This window comes from Xanthomonas hortorum pv. cynarae, from assembly GCF_002939985.1.
Lineage (GTDB): Bacteria > Pseudomonadota > Gammaproteobacteria > Xanthomonadales > Xanthomonadaceae > Xanthomonas > Xanthomonas hortorum_D.
In genome coordinates this window covers 207404-229115 of sequence record NZ_MDFM01000004.1, presented here as the reverse complement: position 1 = coordinate 229115, position 21712 = coordinate 207404, and the positions used below count along the sequence as shown (strand labels likewise).

The 21712-nt window shown below is 64.5% G+C and carries 22 protein-coding genes; 6 read left to right on the top strand and 16 right to left on the bottom strand.

Annotation, left to right across the window (positions count from 1 at the left end):
- Positions 1-82 precede the first annotated feature (82 nt).
- Both XcyCFBP4188_RS04650 and XcyCFBP4188_RS04645 read right to left on the bottom strand, forming a co-directional pair.
- Positions 83-1147: a CmpA/NrtA family ABC transporter substrate-binding protein gene (locus XcyCFBP4188_RS04650; protein ID WP_006448713.1), complete on the bottom strand. Its 1065-nt coding sequence runs from the start codon at positions 1145-1147 to the stop codon at positions 83-85.
- 4 nt (positions 1148-1151) lie between these two features.
- On the bottom strand, positions 1152-1724 hold the full coding sequence (locus XcyCFBP4188_RS04645) for an ANTAR domain-containing response regulator (RefSeq protein WP_006448714.1): 573 nt from the start codon (positions 1722-1724) through the stop codon (positions 1152-1154).
- 82 nt (positions 1725-1806) lie between these two features.
- Here XcyCFBP4188_RS04645 and XcyCFBP4188_RS04640 point away from each other — a divergent pair, with 82 nt between their 5' ends.
- Positions 1807-2805, top strand: a complete 999-nt coding sequence (locus XcyCFBP4188_RS04640) for an NAD(P)-dependent oxidoreductase (protein ID WP_104591706.1) — start codon at positions 1807-1809, stop codon at positions 2803-2805.
- A 28-nt stretch (positions 2806-2833) separates the two neighbouring features.
- Here the strand turns inward: XcyCFBP4188_RS04640 and XcyCFBP4188_RS04635 are convergent, their stop codons facing one another.
- From XcyCFBP4188_RS04635 to XcyCFBP4188_RS04625, 3 genes are read right to left on the bottom strand one after another with little or no spacing between them, the layout of a single operon-like run.
- Positions 2834-3196, bottom strand: coding sequence for a hypothetical protein (locus XcyCFBP4188_RS04635; protein ID WP_006448716.1), 363 nt, complete (start codon positions 3194-3196; stop codon positions 2834-2836).
- On the bottom strand, positions 3180-3749 hold the full coding sequence (locus tag XcyCFBP4188_RS04630; RefSeq protein ID WP_006448717.1) for a molybdenum cofactor guanylyltransferase: 570 nt from the start codon (positions 3747-3749) through the stop codon (positions 3180-3182). Before XcyCFBP4188_RS04630 ends, XcyCFBP4188_RS04635 begins: the two co-directional genes overlap by 17 nt.
- A gap of 46 nt (positions 3750-3795) precedes the next feature.
- Positions 3796-5049, bottom strand: coding sequence for a molybdopterin molybdotransferase MoeA (locus tag XcyCFBP4188_RS04625; RefSeq protein ID WP_006448718.1), 1254 nt, complete (start codon positions 5047-5049; stop codon positions 3796-3798).
- Positions 5050-5253: 204 nt separating this feature from the next.
- Between XcyCFBP4188_RS04625 and XcyCFBP4188_RS04620 the strand changes: the two genes are divergently transcribed.
- Positions 5254-5529: a hypothetical protein gene (locus tag XcyCFBP4188_RS04620; RefSeq protein ID WP_006448719.1), complete on the top strand. Its 276-nt coding sequence runs from the start codon at positions 5254-5256 to the stop codon at positions 5527-5529.
- On the opposite strand, the gene xth is transcribed toward XcyCFBP4188_RS04620, so the two are convergent.
- Positions 5522-6502, bottom strand: a complete 981-nt coding sequence (xth, locus tag XcyCFBP4188_RS04615; RefSeq protein WP_006448721.1) for an exodeoxyribonuclease III — start codon at positions 6500-6502, stop codon at positions 5522-5524. The genes XcyCFBP4188_RS04620 and xth overlap by 8 nt on opposite strands.
- A gap of 194 nt (positions 6503-6696) precedes the next feature.
- Positions 6697-6912, bottom strand: a complete 216-nt coding sequence (locus XcyCFBP4188_RS04610) for a hypothetical protein (RefSeq protein WP_043889779.1) — start codon at positions 6910-6912, stop codon at positions 6697-6699.
- A gap of 46 nt (positions 6913-6958) precedes the next feature.
- Between XcyCFBP4188_RS04610 and moeB the strand changes: the two genes are divergently transcribed.
- Entirely contained in the window at positions 6959-8158 is a 1200-nt protein-coding gene (moeB, locus tag XcyCFBP4188_RS04605) for a molybdopterin-synthase adenylyltransferase MoeB (protein WP_046933720.1), read from the top strand.
- A gap of 158 nt (positions 8159-8316) precedes the next feature.
- Here the strand turns inward: moeB and XcyCFBP4188_RS04600 are convergent, their stop codons facing one another.
- From XcyCFBP4188_RS04600 to ndk, 8 genes are all read right to left on the bottom strand, one after another.
- On the bottom strand, positions 8317-9537 hold the full coding sequence (locus XcyCFBP4188_RS04600; RefSeq protein ID WP_046931998.1) for a molybdopterin molybdotransferase MoeA: 1221 nt from the start codon (positions 9535-9537) through the stop codon (positions 8317-8319).
- 205 nt (positions 9538-9742) lie between these two features.
- The gene (gene der, locus XcyCFBP4188_RS04595) at positions 9743-11140 is read right to left on the bottom strand and encodes a ribosome biogenesis GTPase Der (RefSeq protein WP_006448726.1); all 1398 of its coding nucleotides are present in this window, start codon (positions 11138-11140) and stop codon (positions 9743-9745) included.
- Between the two features lie 10 nt (positions 11141-11150).
- Positions 11151-12368, bottom strand: coding sequence for an outer membrane protein assembly factor BamB (gene bamB / locus XcyCFBP4188_RS04590; protein ID WP_074057500.1), 1218 nt, complete (start codon positions 12366-12368; stop codon positions 11151-11153).
- Positions 12368-13006: a YfgM family protein gene (locus tag XcyCFBP4188_RS04585; RefSeq protein ID WP_006448728.1), complete on the bottom strand. Its 639-nt coding sequence runs from the start codon at positions 13004-13006 to the stop codon at positions 12368-12370. The genes bamB and XcyCFBP4188_RS04585 overlap by 1 nt, the downstream gene beginning before the upstream one ends.
- A 70-nt stretch (positions 13007-13076) precedes the next feature.
- Positions 13077-13937, bottom strand: coding sequence for a helix-turn-helix domain-containing protein (locus XcyCFBP4188_RS04580; RefSeq protein ID WP_006448729.1), 861 nt, complete (start codon positions 13935-13937; stop codon positions 13077-13079).
- Positions 13934-14722 carry a type IV pilus biogenesis/stability protein PilW gene (pilW, locus tag XcyCFBP4188_RS04575; RefSeq protein ID WP_043907243.1) on the bottom strand — a complete coding sequence of 263 codons (789 nt, stop codon included), beginning with the start codon at positions 14720-14722 and terminating at the stop codon, positions 13934-13936. The genes XcyCFBP4188_RS04580 and pilW overlap by 4 nt, the downstream gene beginning before the upstream one ends.
- Positions 14723-14732: 10 nt before the next feature.
- Entirely contained in the window at positions 14733-15938 is a 1206-nt protein-coding gene (gene rlmN, locus XcyCFBP4188_RS04570) for a dual-specificity RNA methyltransferase RlmN (protein WP_104591705.1), read from the bottom strand.
- Between the two features lie 18 nt (positions 15939-15956).
- Entirely contained in the window at positions 15957-16382 is a 426-nt protein-coding gene (gene ndk, locus XcyCFBP4188_RS04565) for a nucleoside-diphosphate kinase (protein WP_006448732.1), read from the bottom strand.
- Between the two features lie 219 nt (positions 16383-16601).
- Here ndk and XcyCFBP4188_RS04560 point away from each other — a divergent pair, with 219 nt between their 5' ends.
- From XcyCFBP4188_RS04560 to XcyCFBP4188_RS04550, 3 genes are all read left to right on the top strand, one after another.
- A complete protein-coding gene (locus XcyCFBP4188_RS04560; protein ID WP_104591704.1) occupies positions 16602-17234 on the top strand; it encodes a TetR/AcrR family transcriptional regulator in 633 nt (210 codons plus the stop codon).
- Between the two features lie 25 nt (positions 17235-17259).
- A complete protein-coding gene (locus tag XcyCFBP4188_RS04555) occupies positions 17260-19632 on the top strand; it encodes a 3-hydroxyacyl-CoA dehydrogenase/enoyl-CoA hydratase family protein (RefSeq protein ID WP_104591703.1) in 2373 nt (790 codons plus the stop codon).
- Between the two features lie 156 nt (positions 19633-19788).
- A complete protein-coding gene (locus tag XcyCFBP4188_RS04550) occupies positions 19789-20994 on the top strand; it encodes an acetyl-CoA C-acyltransferase (RefSeq protein ID WP_006448735.1) in 1206 nt (401 codons plus the stop codon).
- Between the two features lie 98 nt (positions 20995-21092).
- Here the strand turns inward: XcyCFBP4188_RS04550 and crcB are convergent, their stop codons facing one another.
- The gene (gene crcB, locus XcyCFBP4188_RS04545; RefSeq protein WP_006448736.1) at positions 21093-21494 is read right to left on the bottom strand and encodes a fluoride efflux transporter CrcB; all 402 of its coding nucleotides are present in this window, start codon (positions 21492-21494) and stop codon (positions 21093-21095) included.
- Positions 21495-21712: the final 218 nt, after the last annotated feature.

Sequence of the window (21712 nt, the reverse complement as noted above, 5' to 3'; positions counted from 1 at the left end):
CAAAAATCCGGAGAGATCCAAACGCGACTCTCCAGAACGATGCGACATTCCGCGCTCTCAGGCCGCGTTGTTCAGACCTTCCCTAGAGCGCATCGAACAACCGATTGCTGCGGTGATCGTCGTCCGGCACAGCCACACCAACGCTGGCTGCCGCGCGTCGATAGTTGTCCAATCGATGGATATCGCGCAGCCGCGCGATGTCGTCATCGTGGATGTCATGCCAGCCCCAGCGCTGAAACTGGGTCAGAAACCACTCGCCATCCGACAGCCACGGCATGTTCACCGCACCATTGCGATGAAAAGCCAGCGCCGTCGCATCGTTCGCATGCATCTCGATATCGGCGTCCAGACAAGCCGCCAGATGCGCGGCAGACACACCGATATGCTGCGGCTCGGCCAACCACTGCGCACACTGCGTGCGATTGCCCGGCGCCGCATCCAGCCAGCGACAGGCTTCCAGCACGCAGGCGGTCAGGCGCTCGGTCAACTCCGGTTGCAGCGCGGCGAACTCGCGCCGGCAGGCCAGCACTTTTTCCGGATGGCCGGCCCACAACTCGCCGCTGCGGATCACGCGGCGACCGCTGCCCTGCGCCTCGGCCACTGCGGCCCACGGCTCGCCGGAGCAATAGCCATCGACCAGCCCGCTAGCCAAGGCCTCGGGCATCTGCGGCGGTGGAATACTGAGCACATCCACATCGCGCATCGGGTCCACCCCGCATGCGGCCAGCCAGTAATACAGCCACAACGCATGCGTACCGGTGGGAAAGGTCTGCGCAAACACCGCACGGCGGCCCAGACCGGTCAGCACCTGCGGCAACCCATGACCATCGGCCAAGGCCTGCGCGAGCGCAGGCGCAAGCGTGATCGCCTGGCCGTTGTGGTTGAGCGTCATCAACAACGCCATCGGGCATTGCGGCCCGGCAATGCCGAGATCGATCGCATACACCAGGCTGGCCAGGGCATGCGCCGCATCCACCTCGCCGGCCAGCAGACGGTCGCGCACGCCGGCCCACGACGCCTGACGCTGCAGCTCCAATTGCAAGCCATGCGCGCGGTCCAGGCCCAGCCGTTGCGCCGCGATCAGCGGTGCGCAATCGATCAGCGGCATGTAGGCCACGCGCAATACGGGGAGGTTGGCTTGGCTCATGTGTTCATCCCAACAGCTCGGCCACGGCCACGATGCGTCGCGCCACTTCGGCCAGTTTGACTCCCTGCTTCATCGCTTGCTGGCGCAGCGCCGCGTAGGCGTCAGCCTCGCTCAGGCCACGTTTTTCCATCAGCAGGCCCTTGGCGCGGTCGATCTGCTTGCGGTCCTGCAGCGCCTGCTGCACATCGTCCAGACGTTTGCGCATGCTGCTTTCCTGCGCGAATCGGGCAAGCGCCACCTGCACGATCGGCGCCAGCCGCGCCGGTGCCAGGCCATCGACCACGTACGCGGTGACGCCTGCGCCAACGGCCGCATGGATCAACGCATCGTCGCCATCGCCGGAAAACATCACCACCGGGCGCGGCGCATGGGCGTGCAGCATCGACAGTTGCTCCAAGGTATCGCGCGAAGGCGAGTCCACATCGATCACCACCACATCCGGCTGTTGGCTCTGCACCGCATGCAGCAACGCACCGACCGAGGCCACATCGTCGAGCACCGTATAACCGGCGCGCGTCAATGCCTGGCGCAGTTCGCCAATCGGCTTTTCGGTATCGTTGACCAGCAAAACACGCATTGGCGGCGGCGAGGCGTGGACGTGGCTGGATGGTGCCATGCAACATGCTGTCGGTGCGAGTCATCTTTTCGGAGTCCGTCTGATGCCGTTGTTCCCGTTGTTCGCAAACCTGCAAGCGCGCCCCGTGTTGGTGATCGGCGGTGGCGAGGTCGCCACACGCAAGGTGCTGGCCCTGCTCAAGGCCGGCGCGCAGATCCGTCTGTATTCGCATGCGCTCTCGCCCGAACTCGATGTGTTGATGCAAGCCGGTCGCTTCGAACAGTTGGGCGGCGAGTTCGATCCAGCCTGGATCGACGATGTGTGGCTGGTGGTCGCCGCCACCGACGATGCGGACTTGAATCAACGTGTCGCCACTGCCGCCGGCGCGCGTCAGCGCCTGGTCAATGTGGTGGACGATGCAGAGCTGTCGACCTACCAGGTGCCGGCGATCGTGGACCGCGACCCGCTGGTCATCGCCATCTCCTCCGCAGGCGCTGCCCCGATGCTGGCACGGCGTCTGCGCGAACGGCTGGAGCGCGAGCTGGATGCCTCGGTCGGCCGCTTCGCTGGACTATTTGCGCGTCACCGCGAGCGCATCCGCAGCCAGTTCCCCGATATGAATCGGCGCAGGCGCTGGTTCGATCGCGTCATCGATGGCGAAGTGCCGCTGCTGCTGCAGGCCGGCAACGATGACGCCGCCGAAACCGCGTTCACCGCGGCACTGGACGATGCCGGCGCGGTGCCGGCGCGTGGCAGCGTGCAACTGGTCGGCACCGGCCCGGGCGATCCCGGCCTGCTCACCTTGAAAGCGCTACGCGCGATGAATCTGGCCGACGTGCTGCTGATCGGCGACGACATCCCCGATGCAGTGCTGGAACTGGCGCGTCGCGATGCCTCACGCCGCGCCTTGCCGCGCGATGCCGATGCACAACGGCATCTGTTGCTGGAACTGGCGACAGAAGGCCTGCACGTGGTCGCGTTGCGCAGCGGCGCCGGCTACAGCGATGCCGATGCTGCTGCGATTGAAGCAGCGCTGCATGCGCGGGGCCTGGCGTGTGATCGTGTGCCCGGCATTGCCATGCACATGCACGCCAACGCATAAGCGGCACGCACCTGCGGCCGCAGCTGGATCACGCTTTCGGAAACCGCTTGCGCGCACTGTCGCGCACGTCGATATCGAAGGTCACGCGCAACGCCGTGTGTTCGGCATGGCCAGCCCCGGCATCGAAGCTGAAACTCAGCCCGTCGCGGCTGGGCAACTGCCGTGCATGCTCCTCCAGCGCATCGCGCGGCACCGACAACTGCCAATGATCGGTGGCGCAGTTGCAGGCCGCGTGACCACCGGTCAGGCTCACGCTGTGGCGCACCAATCGCGCGCCCTGCCCGCTCGGCAAGCGGCTTTCGTTATCGACCGTGCGCCCGGCAAGCAACTCGGCCAATTCAGCTTCGTCGATGCGAAAGCGCAGCTGCTGACCTTCAATCTGGATTTTCATGACTGAGCTGACTCCACTGCTCGGGAGTATTGCAATTGACGAACGCGCCGCGTTCGCTGGCGGTGACAGCCACGCGATGGCACTGCAGTGAACGCTGCAAGGCGCGCAGCGAGCGTGACGATGCAGCGCCTGCCATCAACACCGAGAGCGCCTCACGCACAACGCCATCCACGCACAGACGCATCGGCAACATCTCGTCTTCGAAAGCGGCGCAGCGCTGCGGTGGTGGCGCCAGCAGTCGCTCCAGCAATGGCCTGGACAGCAGCGGCATGTCGACCGGTACCACCACAAGTGTCGTTGCATCGGCCACATGATCGATCACACTGGCCAGGCCGCCCAGCGGCCCCAGATCCGGCTGCGCATCGGCAATCCCGGCATAGCCCGGACGATCACCGCTGATCACTACATCCAGCGCGCCGGCATCGCGCAGCAACGCCTGCATGTGCGCAACCAACGGACGCCCGCGCCACGGCAGCAGCGCCTTGTCATGGCCCATGCGCGAGGAACGGCCGCCGGCCAGCACCACACCGATCCACGGGTGTGTGGCGGTCATGCTGCCTGCCCGCAGGCACTGCGTCGCGCTGCGTGCCGACGCACGCTCATGGCGCGATCGCCGGCGCAGCCGGCTGCAGATGCCCCAGGCCGAACACCTGCGCCGTCGTACTGGGCGCGGCACCATCGTCCTGCGGCTCCAGCACCGCCCACACATTGGCCTGCAACAACGGCGCCACGCGAAACGACTCTTGCTGCGGCAAGATCTGCACGCACAGCACACCGGCATCGCTGCAGTTCAAACGCGCGCGCAGGTGCTGCCGCCAGAGCGGTCGTGCATGCATCGGTGTGTGCAGCGCAACACGCAAACCGCGCTCCGCAGGCATGCCCAGCAAACCACGCAAGGCCGGCTCGACAAAAAAACGTAGCCCGGCAGCGCTGGCCATCGGATTGCCCGGCAAACCGAAATACAGCGCGCCGTCCGCAAAGCGCGCCAACAACACCGGCTTGCCTGGCCGCACCGCCACCTTATGAAATAGCAACGCCGCCCCATGTCGCGCCAACGCATCCGGCACGAAATCGTAGCGACCACGCGACACCGCACCGGTGCTCAAGATGACATCGGCTCCCGCATGACGCGCTTGCGCGAGCGCCGCATCGAAGGCGGCAGCGTCATCACCCACCTGACCGCGCCATACCAGCTCCGCACCCGCAGCCTGCAACTGACTGAGCAGATAGCTGCTGGTGCCATCGCGGATCTGGCCGGGCTGCAGCGGCTGCGCAGGATCGCCAACCAATTCGCGGCCGGTCGCGATCAAGGCCACACGCGGGCGCCGCACCACCTGCACGCGCGCGCAGCCCAGCCCGGCCAGCAGCATCAGATGCGCACCGCGCAGCACCGTGCCGGCCTCGATCACGCGATCGTGCAAGGCCACGTCTTCTCCCCGTCGGCGAATGTGCTGGCCGGCACGTACATCGGCGCGCAGCCGGATGCGGCTGGGGCGTGCGCCGTCATGCGCCAGCAGCTCCACCTGTTCGATCGGCACCACGGCATCCGCACCTGCCGGCAAGCCGGCACCGGTCATGATTTCCCAGGCCGCGCCTGCCGTAATGCCACCGGCATCTTCGCCTGCGGCAACGGTGCCACCGACCGCGTGCTCACTTGCGGTCATTGCGCCACGGCCATCGGTGACCAACGCAAATCCATCCATCGCACTGTTGTCGAAAGCCGGCAGCTCGGCCGGGCTCGACAATGCCTGCGCAAGCACGCGACCTTGCGCATCCGCACTGTCCACCCACTCGCTGGCAAGCGTGGCGACCTGCTGATGGATCAGTGCAAGGGCTTCGGCGTAGCTGATCATGAGCAAGGCGACGGCCGACCGATGGATGACCTGGCTAGGATACCGGCCTCCAGCGCGGCTGGTACAGGCATGCCGCGACGGCGTTACGACGGCGAATGCACCAGTGACCGATCACGCGATCACCCCAGCGCTCGACGCTGCTCGAACGCATCGTCAACACGCTGCGCCGCACACTTGCAGGTAGTTTTTTCATCTTTGCACACCATGCAATTCGTCGACCTTGTTGGCTGGCTCGCCAGCGCCGTTCTGATCGCCACCTTGATCCGCCAGATTTACAAGCAATGGCAGTCGCCTGCGGCACAGGGTGTCTCGCGCTGGTTGTTTGTCGGTCAGATCAGCGCCTCGGTGTTGTTTATCGTTTACAGCTACCTGGTCGGCAACGCGGTGTTTATCGTCAGCAATGCACTGATCCTGCTGACCGCCATCACCGGCTATGTGCTGCAACGGATCAAGCATCGCCAGCTGCGTGGAATCAGCTGACGCGCTTGGCTGCCTTGCGCGGCTTGGCAGTGCGGGGCGTCGGTTTTTTTGCTGTGGTCGTTTTCGCGACTGCCTTCGATGCGGTCTTGTTGTCCTTCTTGCGCGCAGGCGTCTTTTTCACAGCCGCACGCTTGCGCGGCTTCGACGCAGCCTCGGTATCCACCACTGCCTCTGCAACTGCATCCGGCACACGCACGCTGATCCAGGTCGGCGCATGGTCGCTGGCCTTCTCCAGGGCGCGCACCCACTTGTCCACGCCTGCATCCTGCAAGCCGGGCGCCAGCGTGCAATTGAGCAGTAGATGATCAATACGCAAGCCGCGGTCACGCGCAAAGTGCTGGCGAAAATAATCCCAGAACGTGTAGATAGGTGTATCGCCATGCACGGCCAGCAAGCTGTCGGTCCAGCCTTGCTGCAACAGCGCTGCATATGCCTGGCGACTTTCGGGCTGCAGCAACGCATCCTTGCGCCAGCCCTTGGGGTCGTAGATATCCGCATCGGTCGGTACCACGTTGAAATCGCCGATCAAGGCCACCGGATGCGGCAACTCGACCAAGGTCTTGGCATGGCGGATCAAGCGCTGAAACCAGGCGAGCTTGTAATCGAACTTCGGCCCCGGCTGCGGATTGCCGTTGGGCAGATACAGGCAGGCCACCACCACGCCATGAATCGCAGCTTCCAGATAGCGGCTTTGCCTATCGCCTGGGTCCCACGGCAGGCCGCGACGAATCTCCACCGGGTCTGCGCCACGTGCAAGCAGGGCCACACCGTTCCACGACTTCTCGCCCTGCCAGATCACCCCATAGCCGGCGTCACGGATCGCCTGTTCCGGAAACGCCTCCTGCGTGGCTTTGAGCTCCTGCAAGCCGACGATATCCGGTTGCTCGCGCTGCAGCCATTCCAGCAGATGCGGCAGCCGGCTATGGATGCCATTGACGTTGAAGGTGGCGATCTTGCGTGTGGTGGCTGACATGGGAATGCGAGCGGCCCTTTGCGTAAGGTAACGACAATGGCTGCAGCCGCATGAAGCCGATGCTCAAGCGAGGTGAAGTCTCTGCTTACCCCGCCCATGTGAAGGCCATGCCGCACAGTTAGCTCAGCAGTGAATGCCGAAGCAGCAAGCACTGCCAAACCAGTTTTATCGGCCTTGCAGCGCGAAACGCTTAGTCAAGCTCCAGGGTCCGCAGGCCCGAGCTGATGGGCCGCCAGCATCTCGTCGATCCGCTTGACGATCTGTGCGGCTTGTTCTGTCGAATCGGCTTTCGCTGTGATCGTCTCCGCACGTGCATGGAAGACATCCCAGAAATCATCCGGGTGCTGGCGTCGGATATCGGGCAATTCGTCGGCGAGGTGTTTCAGTTGCGCATCGATCTCGGGTGTCATGACTGTCTCCTTTTGTACCCACGCTACCGCGACCTCGGTGAGCCTGATGCCAACGCCGCCAGCCAGCACATCGCCGTATCGGGGTTTGCGCGACAATAGCGGGATGAGCAGCCACGACATCACTCCCGCCGACGCCCGCGCTCGTGCCATGCAGGGCGCCTTGTTGATCGATATCCGGCAACTGCACGAACGCGCCAGCGGCCAGGCCGAAGGCGCACTGGCCATCGTGCAGAGCGATCTGGAAACTGCACCCGCACGGCATCTGCCCGAGCACACACGCGAGATCGTAGTGATCTGCCAAAGCGGCAAGCGCTCGGCGCAGACGGCCGAGGTGCTGCGTGCGCACGGCTATACAGCGGTGTCTTCGGTACTCGGCGGCACCACCGCGTGGACGAACGACGGCCTGCCGCTGGTGCGCCCCGCGCTGCCGGCGGACGAACAGGATTTTCTAGAGCGCTATTCGCGCCATCTACGCCTGCCGCAGGTCGGTCTGGAAGGCCAGCAGCGGCTGGCGCGCGCGCGCGTATTGCTGGTCGGCGCGGGCGGGCTTGGCTCGCCGGCTGCGTTTTATCTTGCCGCTGCCGGTGTCGGCCATCTGCGCATCGCCGACGACGATGTGGTGGATCGCAGCAATCTGCAGCGCCAGATTCTGCACACCGAAGACAGCGTGGGGATCGCGAAGGTCGCCTCGGCTGCGCAGCGCATCGCCGCACTCAACCCACGCGTGCAGGTCGACGCGCTGCAGACACGCGTTACCGCCAGCAATGTCGAAGCATTGCTGCAGGACGTGGATGTGGTGATCGACGGTGCGGACAATTTTCCTGCGCGGTATCTGCTCAACGATGCCTGCGTCAAACTCGGCAAACCGTTGGTCTACGGTGCAGTGCAGCAGTTCGAAGGGCAATTGAGTGTGTTCGATGCCGGTCGCAACCGCGGTCATGCGCCTTGCTATCGCTGCCTGTTCCCCGAACCGCCACCGCCGGAGTTTGCCCCCAGCTGCGCCGACGCCGGCGTCCTCGGCGTGCTGCCTGGCGTCATCGGATTGCTGCAAGCCAGCGAAGCGATCAAGTTGCTGCTGGGCATCGGCGACAGCCTGGCCGGGCGCCTGCTCAGCTTCGATGCCTTGGCCATGCGCTTTCGCGAAATCCGTCTGCCACCCGATCCGCATTGCCCAGTCTGCGCGCCTGGCACCGCGTTCCCCGGCTATGCCGACTACGCCGCGTTCTGCGGCAGCGCAGTCGGCTGAAAGCGGCACTTAAATCGACTGCGTAGCGTCAGCCAGGCCTGAGCGGGCGTCATGGCGCACCGCCCGGCCGCAGCGCTTCGACCTGCCACCTACACGCTTGCCGCACGCGCGCGTGAGAGCTATCGCCACGTGTTGTTCGCCACTGATCCAGTGAGCGATCAAAGCGCGTAAGGAATCACCCGCACGATCTCGCCTGCCTCGAAGCGTCGTGCCTGCTCGGGCAACACGATCAAGGCATTGCTGTCGGCCGCGCCACGCAGCAGGTGCGATGCATCGCCGCGATGCGGCAGCGCGGTCAACCGCCCGTCCTCGCCGCACTCCAGCCGTCCGCGCAAAAACTCCAGGCGTTCGTGACGCTTTTCCCACGGGCCTGCCAGCGCTGCATGCCACACCGGACGCGGTTCGCTACGCCCCTGCAAGCCATCCAGCAGCGGCATACCGTAGGCGATCAGCGTCGCCAGCACCGACACCGGATTGCCCGGCAAACCCAGCACCAGACAGCGGCCGATCTGCCCCAGCACCGCCGGCATGCCCGGGCGCATGCGCACGCGCCAGAAGTGGATACGGCCCAGTTCGCCGATCAGCTGCGGCAGATAATCCTTTTCCCCCGCCGAGACGCCGCCGCAGGTGATCACCACATCGAAGGCCGCAGCCGCGTCCTCCAGCATGGTGCGGATGCGTTGCGGATCGTCCGGCAGGGTCGGCCATGCGGTCGGCGCGTAGCCCAGTGCGCGCAGCTGCGCCATCAGCATGTCGCGGTTGCTGTTGTAGATCTGTCCCGGCCCCAACGGCATGCCCGGCTCCACCAGTTCATCGCCGGTGGCCAGCACCGCAATGGTCGGCCGCGGCGCCACCGCAAGCCGCGACAGACCGAGCGCCGCCGCCAACCCGATGCGGGCAGGCGTCAACACCTGTCCGGCCTGGATCACCAGATCGCCCGCACGCACGTCGCTGCCGGCCAGACGCACCGCCGCGCCCAATACAGGCATCGTGCGGAAGCGCACTACACCATGGCGCTCATCCGCATCTTCCTTCGGGATCACCGTGTCGGCGCCATCGGGCAGCGGCGCGCCGGTGGTGATACGCAGACATTGCCCCGCGCTGAGCGTGCCGGTCCAACGCTCGCCAGCGAATTGTTCGCCGACCAGTTGCAACGACGCATCGCCGCCAGCGACATCGGCATGCCGCAACGCAAAGCCATCCATCGCACTGTTGGCGAATGGCGGTAGTGGCAGCGGTGCAATCAGATCGGCAGCGGAAATCCGCCCATCGGCACGCGAGGTGGCGATGTTTTCATCGGGCGGGCGGTTTTGGGCCGCAACGGCCTGCAGAATCTGCAGCGCCTGCGCATAGGGAATGCGGGAGGGATAATCGGTCATGGCGCGCAGGATACCAGTGCGCCAGGCCGGCTCAGAGCGGCGAACAGAACGATCACCTGTTCGTCAGAGGGCATGGCCGGCACGCCGGCCAGCACGAATCGCGCAAACACGGCAACTTCCAGGCGCGTGACTCAACCCAAGCTGGAGCTAGCACGCCACGCATGCCAGCTCGTCGAAGATGGCACGCCCGGCGCGGCAGCCCTGCCTACTTGCCCTTGACGTGCTTCATCAAGCGCCGCTTGCGCGCCACCTGCCGCTCAGTGAGCGTGTTCTTCTTGCCCTCGTACGGATTGGCGCCTTCACGGAAGATGAAACGCACCGGCGTGCCGACCAGCTTGAAACGCTTGCGGAAGAAGTTTTCCAGATAGCGTTTGTACGACTCCGGCAACACTTTCAGACGCGTGCCATGCACGATGAAGGTCGGCGGATTTGCGCCACCCGGATGCACGTAGCGCAGCTTGGAGACGTGACCACGGATGCTCGGCGGCGGATTGGTCTCGTAGGCGATTTCCAGCGCCTGGTTGACTTCGCTGGTGCTGAACTCGTGCGTGGCCGAGGCGTGCGCGCGGTGAATCGCCTGAAACAGCTCGCGCATGCCCGAGCCGTGCAACGCGGAAATCCGCACCGCCTCCGCCCAGCTGACAAAGCCCAGCTTGCGCGACAGCAGGTCTTCGGCCTGCGCACGCTGATAGTCGCTCTGCCCGTCCCACTTATTGATCGCCACCACCAACGCGCGGCCAGCGTCCAGGATCGCGCCAAGAATGGTCGCGTCCTGATCAGTGACGCCTTCGCCGGCATCGAGCATCAGCACCGCGACCTGGCATTGTTCGATTGCCTGCAGCGTCTTGAACGCGCTGAACTTCTCCACCGCCTCCTCGACCTTGCCACGGCGACGCAGGCCGGCCGTATCGATCAAGCGGTATTGGCGCCCGTCGCGATCCATGTCCACCGCGATCGAGTCGCGCGTGGTGCCCGGCACTTCCGAGGCGATCATGCGTTCTTCGCCGAGCAGGCGATTGACCAGCGTCGACTTGCCCACATTCGGGCGGCCGACAAAGGCGATGCGCACGCGCGCCGGGTCGGTATCCAGCAATTCGCCGGCACCTTCGGCTGGCAAGCGCGCACCGACTTCTTCGAGCAGTTCGTCGATGCCCTGCCGATGCGCGGCAGACAGCGCCACCACATCGGAAAACCCGTAGCGCGCGAACTCCGAGCGCACGGTTTCTTCGTCGGTGCCGTCGATCTTGTTGATGACCAGCACGGTCGGGCGTGCCAGCTTGCGCAGCCAGGCCAGGATCTCGTCGTCGAGCGAGGAGGCGCCTTCGCGGCCATCGACCACGAACAGCACCAGATCGGCTTCGCCGGCAGCGGCACGTGCCTGACGCGCGGTGGCGCCGGCAAGACCTTCCTCATCGCCGGCGATACCGCCGGTATCGACGACGATGAAGGGGCGCTCCTCGTCGAGACGGCAGACCCCGTAGTTACGGTCGCGGGTGACGCCGGGCTGGTCGTGGACCAGGGCATCACGGGTGCGCGTCAGCGCATTGAAAATGGTGGACTTGCCGACATTGGGCCGTCCAACCAGGGCGACCAGGGGCAGCATCGCAAAGTCCTTATTGTGCCAACCGGAAGGCGGTGATATCGCCATCGGTGTTTTGTACCAACAGAATGCCATCCACGACGATCGGCTGCGCCAGCAGCGTGTCGCGTCCAGCGCGAGCGCGCGCGGCCAGTGCACCGTCGCTGAGTTTCAGCCAGTGCAGATAGCCTTTGTAATCGCCAACCACGGCGTAATCGCCCTGGATGGCAACACCGGTCAGGGAGCGCCGTGCAAGCGCAGCCTGCGACCACATCGCCGCTCCACTGCTCTTGTCCAGGCCCCACACCGAACCTGCGTTATCCGACACCACCACCACGCTGGACGACACGCCAACGCCACCGGCGCCGCCGTGATCGCGCGTCCACAGCGGACGGCCACTCGGGCCTTCCAGTGCGAGGGTTTCGTTCTTGAAGCTGGTTGCGTACAGCGTGGTGCCGTCGAGTACCGGTGCGCCATCCACGTCGGACATGCGCTCCAGCTCGGTACGGCCTTCCGGCACGCCGATGGCCTGTTCCCACAACGGGCGGCCGTCCTGCAACGCCAGCGCACTCAAGGTGCCGCTGTCGTTGCCGACGAACACCACGCCCGGGCCGGTCACGATCGGTGCATTGCCGCGCACCGACAGGGTCGGGCCTTCCTCGGCATGGAACCAGCGGCGCTCGCCGGTCGTCGCGTCGAAGGCGCTGACGCGACCGTCGTTGCTACGCACCAACACCAAACCCTGCGCAATGGCCGGTGCAGCGATGACCTCGTTCGGTACCTTGGCGCGCCACTTTTCCGTGCCATCAGCCTGGTTCAACGCAATCACGTCGCCAGACAGCGTACCGATCACCACCAGACCTTCGCCAACGCCGGGGCCACCGGACAGGCGCTGCTTGAACTTGCGATCGTTGCGCTCTTCTTTCTTGGGCTTGTATTCCCACACGCGCTTGCCGGTCTGCAGGTCCAATGCCTCCACGCCACCGGTGATCGCCGAGGCGTACACCTTGCCATCGGCCACGGCCGGACGCTGACGCACGCCGATATGGCCCTCGCCCTTGCCGACGCCGGTGGACCACAGCTTGTCCACCTTGACCGAGGGCTCGAACTTGACCAGTTCGGCAGGTTCCTGCGCCTTCTTGGCAGCAGCATCCTTCCCGGCAAACCAGCCCTTAACCGTGCTGCAACCCGCCAACGACACGCCCATCAGGGCGATCAATGCAATGCGCTTGTACATATCAACCTGCTTCATCAAATCGGCTCCGCCGGATCGGGCACTTTGCCGCCCACATCCATCAGCTTGGTTTCCAGCAAACGGCGCTGCGGCGAGGCCACATCCACCGTGGTCAGGGCCTTGCCGTAGAGCGCACGCGCTTCATCCGGCTTGCCCTGCACGACCAGCGCATCGGCGCGGATCTCCAGACTGGTGTGGTCCTGCGCATCGGCCAGCAGCTTGATCGCTTCGTCCGGCTTGCCGCTTTCGGTCAGCACGCGCGCAAGGCGCTGCTGCACGATCTGCTTGAGCTCGCCTTCGGCGGGCACGTCGCGCAATGTCTTGATCGCTTCGGCGTGCTTGCCGGCATCCACCTGGGCCTTGGCCAGACGCAGCGCAGCCAGCTCGGCGTAAATACCGCCCTTGCCGTCGTCGAGCGCCACGATCTCTTTGGCGGCCTTGTCCAGGCCCTTGCCCTGGATCGACTTCACCACCGCCTCGTAACGGGTGTTGGCTTCCACCGATTGGGTATTGGTGTGCTTCTGCCACCACTGCCAGCCCAGGATCAGGGCCAGGCCAACCACGACGCCGCCCACCAGACCCGCGCCATTCTTTCTCAACCAGGAACGAACGCGTTCGCCTTGTTCGTGTTCGTCCAGCAGATCGTCGATCGCCATGCGTACTCTCGCTCCGTCGTCCCGGAGGCGCGGAACATCAATAGGGAAAAATGAAAAACCGCAGTCCGCTTCACTCGGAAGCAGGTACCACGGAGCCGTCGGAGGATACCGCAAAACGGGCCACGTTAGCGCGCTGGAACGGTTTCAGATCGACGATACTGCCGCCTTGCTGAACCTCTACCGCCGACGCATTGCCCAGCACGATGCGACCCACCTGCCCCGGCGAATAGCTGCGACGTTCGCCGGCACGGACCAGCGCTTTTTCGACCGCGCTGCCATCCGGTGACAGGATCTGCACCCAGCTGTCGCCACTGAAACTCAACGACAAACTGCCGCCACTGGCGGCCGCAGCTGCAGGCGTCTCCACGTCGGGCGTGGCCCGCGGCACGGGCGTCATCGACGCGATGTACGGCGCGGGTTGCTCGCGTGGCGCATTGGCCGGCTGCGTTGCACCCGCAGCGGGTGTGCCGGTGTTTGCCGCTTCCGGCATGCTGTCCAGCGACACCGTACTCGGCGCGTTGCCATCCAGATGCGAGCGGGTCGCATACCAGACCGGTACGGCAAACACACCGGTGATGACGACATACATCGCCTTGCGCGCGGTGCTTTCGAGAATGCGGCGCGCACGCGGGGTATGCGTATGGCTGACCAGGGTGACCGGTTCGACCGGCGCAATGGTCGCCTGCAGCAACAGCGGCTCCAGGTCCACATGCAGCAGACGCGCATAACTGCGCAGCTGACCGCGCACGAAGACCGGTGCGCCCAGACGCTGCCACTCTTCCTGCTCCAACGAACGCACCACGTGTGCCGGCATGCGCAGCTTGCCGGCGACATCTTCCACGCTCAGACCTGCTGCTTCGCGCGCTTCGCGCAAATGCTGTCCGCAGCCCTTTTCCTGCTCGAAAGGGTTCGGATGGGAATCATTGATCACAATGCATTGGCCCCGGGGTTGGCGGTCGCTGCGTCAGGGAAGTCCTTGACCAACCGCTGGTGATAACGGCCGGCGGCTACCTTGTCGCCGAGCCCTTGCTCAATCTGAATGGCGAGTTGTAACACGGAAGCAGTGACCGATGCAGCCGCAAGACGTCTTTCGATAAACGCGCGGGCTTCGAAATAATTGCGACGCCCCGCTTCGGAACGTGCCATCGACTCGAGTGCATACGGATTAGCCGGATCCAGTTCGAGGGCCTTGCGCAGATCGCTGACAGCGCGCTCCGGCTGCCCGGCCTTGAGTGCGCAACCGCCTGCATTCCCCAGTGCCGAAGCAGGAGATGCGTAGGTGCGGTCGGTCAATGCACGGTCGAACCAGATCAGCGATTCGGCCGGCGAACCATTCGCACACAACCACGCACCGTAGTTGTTCAACACATCGCCACGCTGCGGGGCGAGTTCTGCCGCGCGACGATACGACGCACCGGAGCCGGCCACATCGCCTCTGGCGCCTTGGATCAGCGCCAACATGCCGATGGCATCCACCGACTGCGAATCTTTTTTCAACGCCGCGCGGACCTGCTCTTCGGCAGCGGCATAGTCACCGGTTTGCAGCCGGTTGCTGGCCAGTCCGAGTTTTTCTTGCACTGCCAGGCGGCTCTTGGTCGCCGTGTTGTCTCGGAACGAATACACCGGTGCGACTTCTTCCACGGTCTTGACCGACCCGGCCTTGGCGTTACGACCACCGCAGCCGACCGCGCCAAGCGCGATCGCCACGGCCGCCATTAACGCGAGATCACGCTGCCGCATCGCGATCGGCCTGGCCTTCCAGTGTGCGCAGGAAATCTGCCTGGCGACGGGTACGGTCCATGACCTGCCCCTTGAGCTGCCCGCAGGCCGCGTCGATATCGTCGCCACGCGTGCGGCGAACCATCGTCAGCACTTGCGCATCGAGCAGGATCTTCTGGAAAGCGCGGATCTCCGTCTCGCCAGAACGCTCGTAGCGCGTGCCTGGGAACGGATTGAACGGAATCAGGTTGACCTTGCCAGCGTCCTTGGATTGCACCGCATTGTCGAACTGACGCATCAAGCGAGCCAACTGACGCGCATGTTCCGGCTGGTCGTTGATGCCCTTCATCAAGGTGTATTCGAAGGTGACCGAATCGCGCTTCTTGTTGCCGCGCAGATAGCGCGCGCACGACTCCATCAGCTCGGCGATCGGGTACTTCTTGTTCAATGGCACCATGCTCTCGCGCAGCGCGTCGTTGGCGGCATGCAGCGAAACGGCCAGCGAGACATCGCTCTCGGTCGACAGCCGGTCGATCATCGGCACCAGGCCGGAGGTCGACAGCGTCACCCGCTTGCTGGCCAGGCCGTAGCCCAGATCGTCGCGCATCACGCTCATCGCACGCACGACGTTGTCGAAATTCATCAACGGCTCGCCCATGCCCATCATCACCACGTTGGTGAGACGGCGCTGCTGGTGCGGCACGTTGCCCAGATGGCGCGCCGCCACCCACACCTGCCCGACGATCTCGGCAGTGGTGAGGTTGCGGTTGAAGCCCTGGGTCGCGGTCGAACAGAAGGTGCAGTTCAAGCCGCAGCCGACCTGGGAGGACACGCACAGCGTGCCGCGGCCCTTGTCGGGGATATACACCGTCTCGATCGCGTTCTTGCCGTCGGTACCCATGGCCAGTAGCCACTTGTGGGTGCCGTCGGTGGAAGGCTTGTCGAACACGACGGTCGGGACGAGAACCTCGGCATGCTGGTGCAATTTCGCACGCAGCGCCTTGCCGAGGTCCGTCATCTGGTCGAAGTCGGTGACGTAGCGATGGTGAATCCACTTCATCACCTGATGGGCACGGTAACGCGCTTCGCCGAGCGTGTCGGCGAAGAAGCGCTCCAGTCCCTCGCGGTCGAGGTCGAGCAGGTTCTGCTTGCGCAGTTCCGGGGTACGGACAGCGACGTCCTGCGGCACGGAGGGGATCACGACCTCATTCACGATTCGACTCTCTCGGCCTCAGCGCGAGACCACTTCAGTAGCGGCGAAGAAATACGCGACTTCGTTGGCAGCGTTCTCGACCGAGTCCGAGCCGTGGGCGGCATTGGCATCGATCGAATCGGCGAAGTCGGCGCGGATGGTGCCCGGCGCAGCGTCCTTGGGATTGGTTGCGCCCAGCAGGTCACGGTGTGCAGCAACGGCGTTCTCGCCTTCCAGCGCCTGGATCACCACCGGGCCGGAGATCATGAACTCGACCAGCGCATTGAAGAACGGACGCTCGCGGTGCACGGCGTAGAAGCCTTCGGCTTCGCGACGCGACAGCTGCTTGTACTTGGCGGCCACGATCTTCAGGCCGGCCTTTTCGAAACGGCTGTAGATTTCGCCGATGACGTTCTTGGCGACGGCATCGGGCTTGATGATGGACAGGGTGCGCTCCAGCGCCATGGGAAGATCTCCGTTGGGCGGGCCACTTGAAGACCCGAGGTTATCATGAAAAAAACCCGCGTCAAAACGCGGGCTTAGGCTTCTTTGCGATGGTCAATTCTATCTCTTAGTGAAGACCTTTGCACACCGCCCCCTGAATCGTGCTGCATTGCCGCATGACCGGCGCAGTCTCCAGCCCGTAGACTCAAACAATCGTTTGATTGAGTTCCACCCCTGCGCATGCCCAAGCCCGCTCACTTCTCCACCAAGGACCGCATTCTCGGCGCGGCCGAGGAGCTGTTCGCACAGCATGGCTTCGCCGGCACCTCGCTGCGCCAGCTGACCACCCAGGCCGACGTCAATATCGCCGCGGTCAACTACCACTTCGGCTCCAAGGAAAACCTGGTCAACGAGGTATTCCGGCGCCGCATGGACGAGATGACCACCGCGCGGCTGCAGCAGCTGGAAGCCGCCAAACGTGCACATCCGGGCGAACTCACCGCAGTGCTGGCAGCCTTCGTCGAGCCTGCCCTGGCGATGGCGCAGGACCGCCAGAGTGGCGGCGCGTTCGTGCGCGTGATCGCACGTGCCTACGCCGAAAAGAACGACAACCTGCGCAAGTTCCTGTCCGATCACTACGGCCATGTGCTGCGCGAATTCGGCAAGGCCATCGCCGCCTGCGTGCCGGGCCTGAGCAAGGAAGAGCTGTACTGGCGGCTGGATTTTCTGGCCGGTGCGCTGACCTATGCGATGGCCGACTTCGGGCTGATCAAGCGCCCGGCCGGCGTCAGCGAGGCCGACCACCGTGCGCGCGCCGCGCGCGAACTGATTCGTTTCGCGGAACCCGGTTTCCGCGCTCATTCCACACTGTAAACGTTCCACCAAGAGGCTAATTGCTATGTCCAATCCGTTGCTAGTCCGTCGCGCCGCCGTGCTCGGTGCCGGCGTCATGGGCGCGCAGATCGCCGCGCACCTCACCAATGCCGGTGTCGACACCGTGCTGTTCGACCTGCCTGCCAAGGAGGGTCCTGCCGACGGCATCGTACTCAAGGCCATCGCCAACCTCGGCAAGCTCAGCCCTGCCCCGCTGGCCAGCAAGGCGCTGGCCGAGGCGATCACGCCGGCCAACTACGAGAGTGGTCTCGAACAGCTGCGCGATTGCGATCTGATTATCGAGGCGATCGCCGAGCGCATGGACTGGAAGCAGGACCTGTACAAGAAGATCGCCCCGTTCGTTGCCGATCACGCCGTGTTGGCCTCCAACACCTCCGGTCTGGGCATCAACAAGCTCTCCGACGTGCTGCCAGAGCAATTGCGCCACCGCTTCTGCGGCGTGCATTTCTTCAACCCGCCGCGTTACATGCATCTGGCCGAGCTGATTCCGGCCAAGGGCACCGACAAGGCCGTGCTGGAATGGCTGGAAAGCTTCCTGGTCACCACGCTTGGCAAGGGCGTGGTGTATGCCAAGGACACGCCGAACTTCATCGGCAACCGCATCGGCGTGTTCTCGATCCTGGCCACCATCCATCACACGCAGGAATTCGGCCTGGGTTTCGATGAAGTGGACGGCCTGACCGGCCCGCTGGTCGGGCGCCCGAAGTCGGCGACCTACCGCACCTCGGACGTGGTCGGCCTGGACACCATGGCGCACGTGATCAAAACCATGGGCGACACCCTGCCCGAGGATCCGTGGCACCCGTATTTCAAGTCGCCGAAGTGGCTGGACGCGCTGATCGCCAAGGGCGCGCTCGGCCAGAAGGTCGGCGCCGGCATCTTCCGCAAGGTCGGCAAGGACATCGTGGTGCTGGACCTGCAGAAGCAGGATTACCGCGCCGCTGATCGCACTGCCGCACCGGAAGTGATCGAGATCCTCAAGATCAAGAATCCGGCCGAAAAGTTCGCCAAGCTGCGTGAGAGCCAGCACCCGCAGGCGCAGTTCCTGTGGGCCAGCTTCCGCGACCTGTTCCACTACAGCGCCTATCACCTGGCCGACATCGCCGAGACTGCGCGTGACGTGGATCTGGCGATCCGCTGGGGCTACGGCTGGTCGCTTGGCCCGTTCGAAACCTGGCAGGCCGCCGGCTGGAAGCAGGTGGCGCAGTGGATTGCCGAAGACATCTCCAACGGCAAGAGCATGAGCAGCGCACCGTTGCCGAACTGGGTGTTCGACGGCCGCGATGGCGTGCATGCGGCCGAAGGCTCCTACAGCCCGGCGCACGATGCCAAGCTGCCGCGTTCGGCGCTGCCGGTGTACAAGCGCCAGCGCTTCCCGGATCCGCTGCTGGGCGAGCAGTTCTCGCCGGGCGAGACGGTGTTCGAAAACGACGGCGTGCGCATGTGGCATGACGGCGACGATATCGCCGTGGTCAGCTTCAAGACCAAGATGAATACCGTCTCCGATCACGTGCTCAACGGCTTGCAGGAAGTGGTTGGCCGCGCGGAGAAAGACTTCGCCGGGCTGGTGATCTGGCAGCAGAAGGAACCCTTCTCCGCCGGTGCCGATCTGGCCGGCGCACTGGGTCTGCTGCAGGCCGGCAAGGTCGATGCGTTCGAAGCATTGGTCGCCAATTTCCAGGCCACCAGCCAGCGCATCAAGTACGCGCAGGTGCCGGTGATTTCGGCCGTACGCGGCCTGGCATTGGGCGGCGGTTGCGAGTTCCAGATGCACAGCGCCAAGACGGTGGCCTCGCTGGAAAGCTACATCGGTCTGGTCGAGGCTGGCGTCGGCCTGCTGCCGGCCGGTGGCGGCCTGAAGGAAATCGCCGTGCGCGCATCGATTGCCGCCGGCCCGGGTGGCGATGTGTTCGCCGAGCTGAAGAAGACCTTCGAAACCATCGCCATGGCAAAGGTCTCCAACTCGGCGGTCAATGCCCAGGAACTGGGCCTGCTGCGCGGTACCGACAAGATCGTGTTCAACAGCTTCGAAGCGCTGCACATCGCCAAGGCAGAAGCGCGCGCACTGGCCGAAGGCGGCTACCGCGCGCCGCTGCCGGCACGCCGCATCCAGGTCGCCGGCGACGTCGGCATCGCCACCTTCAAGATGCTGCTGGTCAACATGCTGGAAGGCCGCTTCATCAGCGAATACGACTATGAAATCGCCACCCGCATCGCCACGGTCATGTGCGGCGGCGAAGTCGATCGCGGCGCGCTGGTCGACGAAGAATGGCTGCTCAAGCTGGAGCGCAAGCACTTCGTCGAACTGGCCCAGCAGGAAAAGACCCAGGCGCGGATTGGGCACATGCTCAAGACGGGTAAGCCGCTGAGGAACTGAGAATCGGGAATGGGGAATCGGGAATGGTGAAAAGCCAAATCGATTCCCTACTCCTCCCACTATTCTGCCGGTGGATGTCGAGGGTGAACTCAGGCGAATCCGCACTAGCGATTCCCGATTCCCCACTCCCCATTCCCGGCTTTCGGAGAAAGCCACATGAGCAAGCAGATTCAAGAAGCCTACATCGTCGCCGCCACCCGTACCCCGGTCGGCAAGGCGCCCAAGGGCGTGTTCCGCAATACCCGTCCCGACGACATGCTGGCGCACGTGTTGCGCGCGGTGGTGGCACAGGCGCCGGGCATCGATCTGTCGCGGATCGACGACGCCATCATCGGCTGCGCCATGCCCGAGGGCGAGCAAGGCATGAACGTGGCGCGCATCGGCGTGCTGTTGGCCGGCCTGCCCAATACCGTGGCCGGCCAGACCATCAACCGCTTCTGTTCGTCTGGCATCCAGGCCGTGGCGATGGCGGCCGACCAGATTCGTCTGGGCAACGCCGACCTGATGCTGGCCGGCGGTACCGAGTCGATGTCGATGGTGCCGATGATGGGCAACAAGGTCGCCATGTCGCCGAACGTGTTCGCCGACGACCATGTCGCCATCGCCTACGGCATGGGCATCACCGCCGAGAAAGTGGCCGAGGAATGGAAGGTCTCGCGCGAGGATCAGGACGCGTTTGCGCTCGCCTCGCATCAAAAAGCCATTGCCGCGATTGCCGCAGGCGAGTTTCGCGATGAGATCACTCCGTACGAAATTCTCTCGCACCAGCCTGACCTGCAAGGCAATGTCATCGCGCTGCGCAAGCGCCTGGTCGACACCGACGAAGGCCCGCGCCCGGACAGCTCGCTCGAAGGCCTGGCCAAACTGCGCCCGGTGTTCCGTAACGGCCAGTTCGGCGGCAGCGTCACCGCCGGCAACTCCTCGCAGATGAGCGATGGCGCCGGTGCGGTACTGCTGGCCTCCGAGCAGGCGATCAAGGATTACGGCCTGACCCCGCTGGCCCGTTTTGTCAGCTTCTCGGTGGCAGGCGTGCGCCCGGAAGTGATGGGCATCGGCCCGATCGCGGCGATTCGCAAGGCGCTCAAGCAGGCCGGCCTGACCAAGGACCAGATCGACTGGATCGAGCTCAACGAAGCCTTCGCCGCGCAGGCATTGGCGGTGATCCGCGACAGCGAACTGGATCCATCAAAGGTCAACCCGCTGGGCGGTGCGATCGCTCTGGGCCACCCGCTGGGCGCGACCGGCGCGATCCGTGCCGCCACCCTGGTGCACGGCCTGCGTCGCCGGCAGCAGAAGTACGGCATGGTCACCATGTGCATCGGCACCGGCATGGGCGCGGCAGGCATTATCGAAGCGTTGTAAGCCGCTGCCTGCCGCGCGATCGGGATGTGGTCACGATCTCGCTTTACATGGATATGCAGTGATCGAGAGGGTGTGCGAAAGCACGCCCTCTTTTACTTTCAGCGCGCCACCAACCATTGACCGGTGCGTGCACCCAAAAACACCAAGGCCAAGCCGGCCACCAGCGTGATTGCCAGATACACGCCGATCATCGCGGAGCGATCGGTGCGCGCAAACACCAAGCATTCCATCATCAGCGACGAGAACGTGGTCAGCCCGCCGATCACACCGACGATCAACAAGGCCCGCAGCGGCCAGCTGGATGGTCCGCGCGCATCCAGCCACACCAGCAACACACCGGCGACGAACGAACCGACCAGGTTCACGGTCAGGGTGCCCCATGGAAATCCTGTGCCGAAGCGCTGCAACAAGGACGCGCCAATGGCAAAGCGTAGGCCCGATCCGAGCGCGCCGCCGGTCATCGCCAGCAGCAATTGCTGCCACCACACCGGTGCGTTCATGCGCGCGCTCCGCAATGGATTGGCTGCGTGTGCAAGTGCGTGTCGTGCATTGTCATTCCTGAAAGCTGCGAACAAAACGTGGCGAGCTCGCATCAGGTCATCGACGGCGCGCTCAAACCGGATTGTACGAGTGGTGACGCCGCACCGAGCATCGGCCGCGTCCGCTCAGTGGCCACGCGTTCGTTTTCTCGCTGGCTTCAAGTCGAGAAACACTCGCT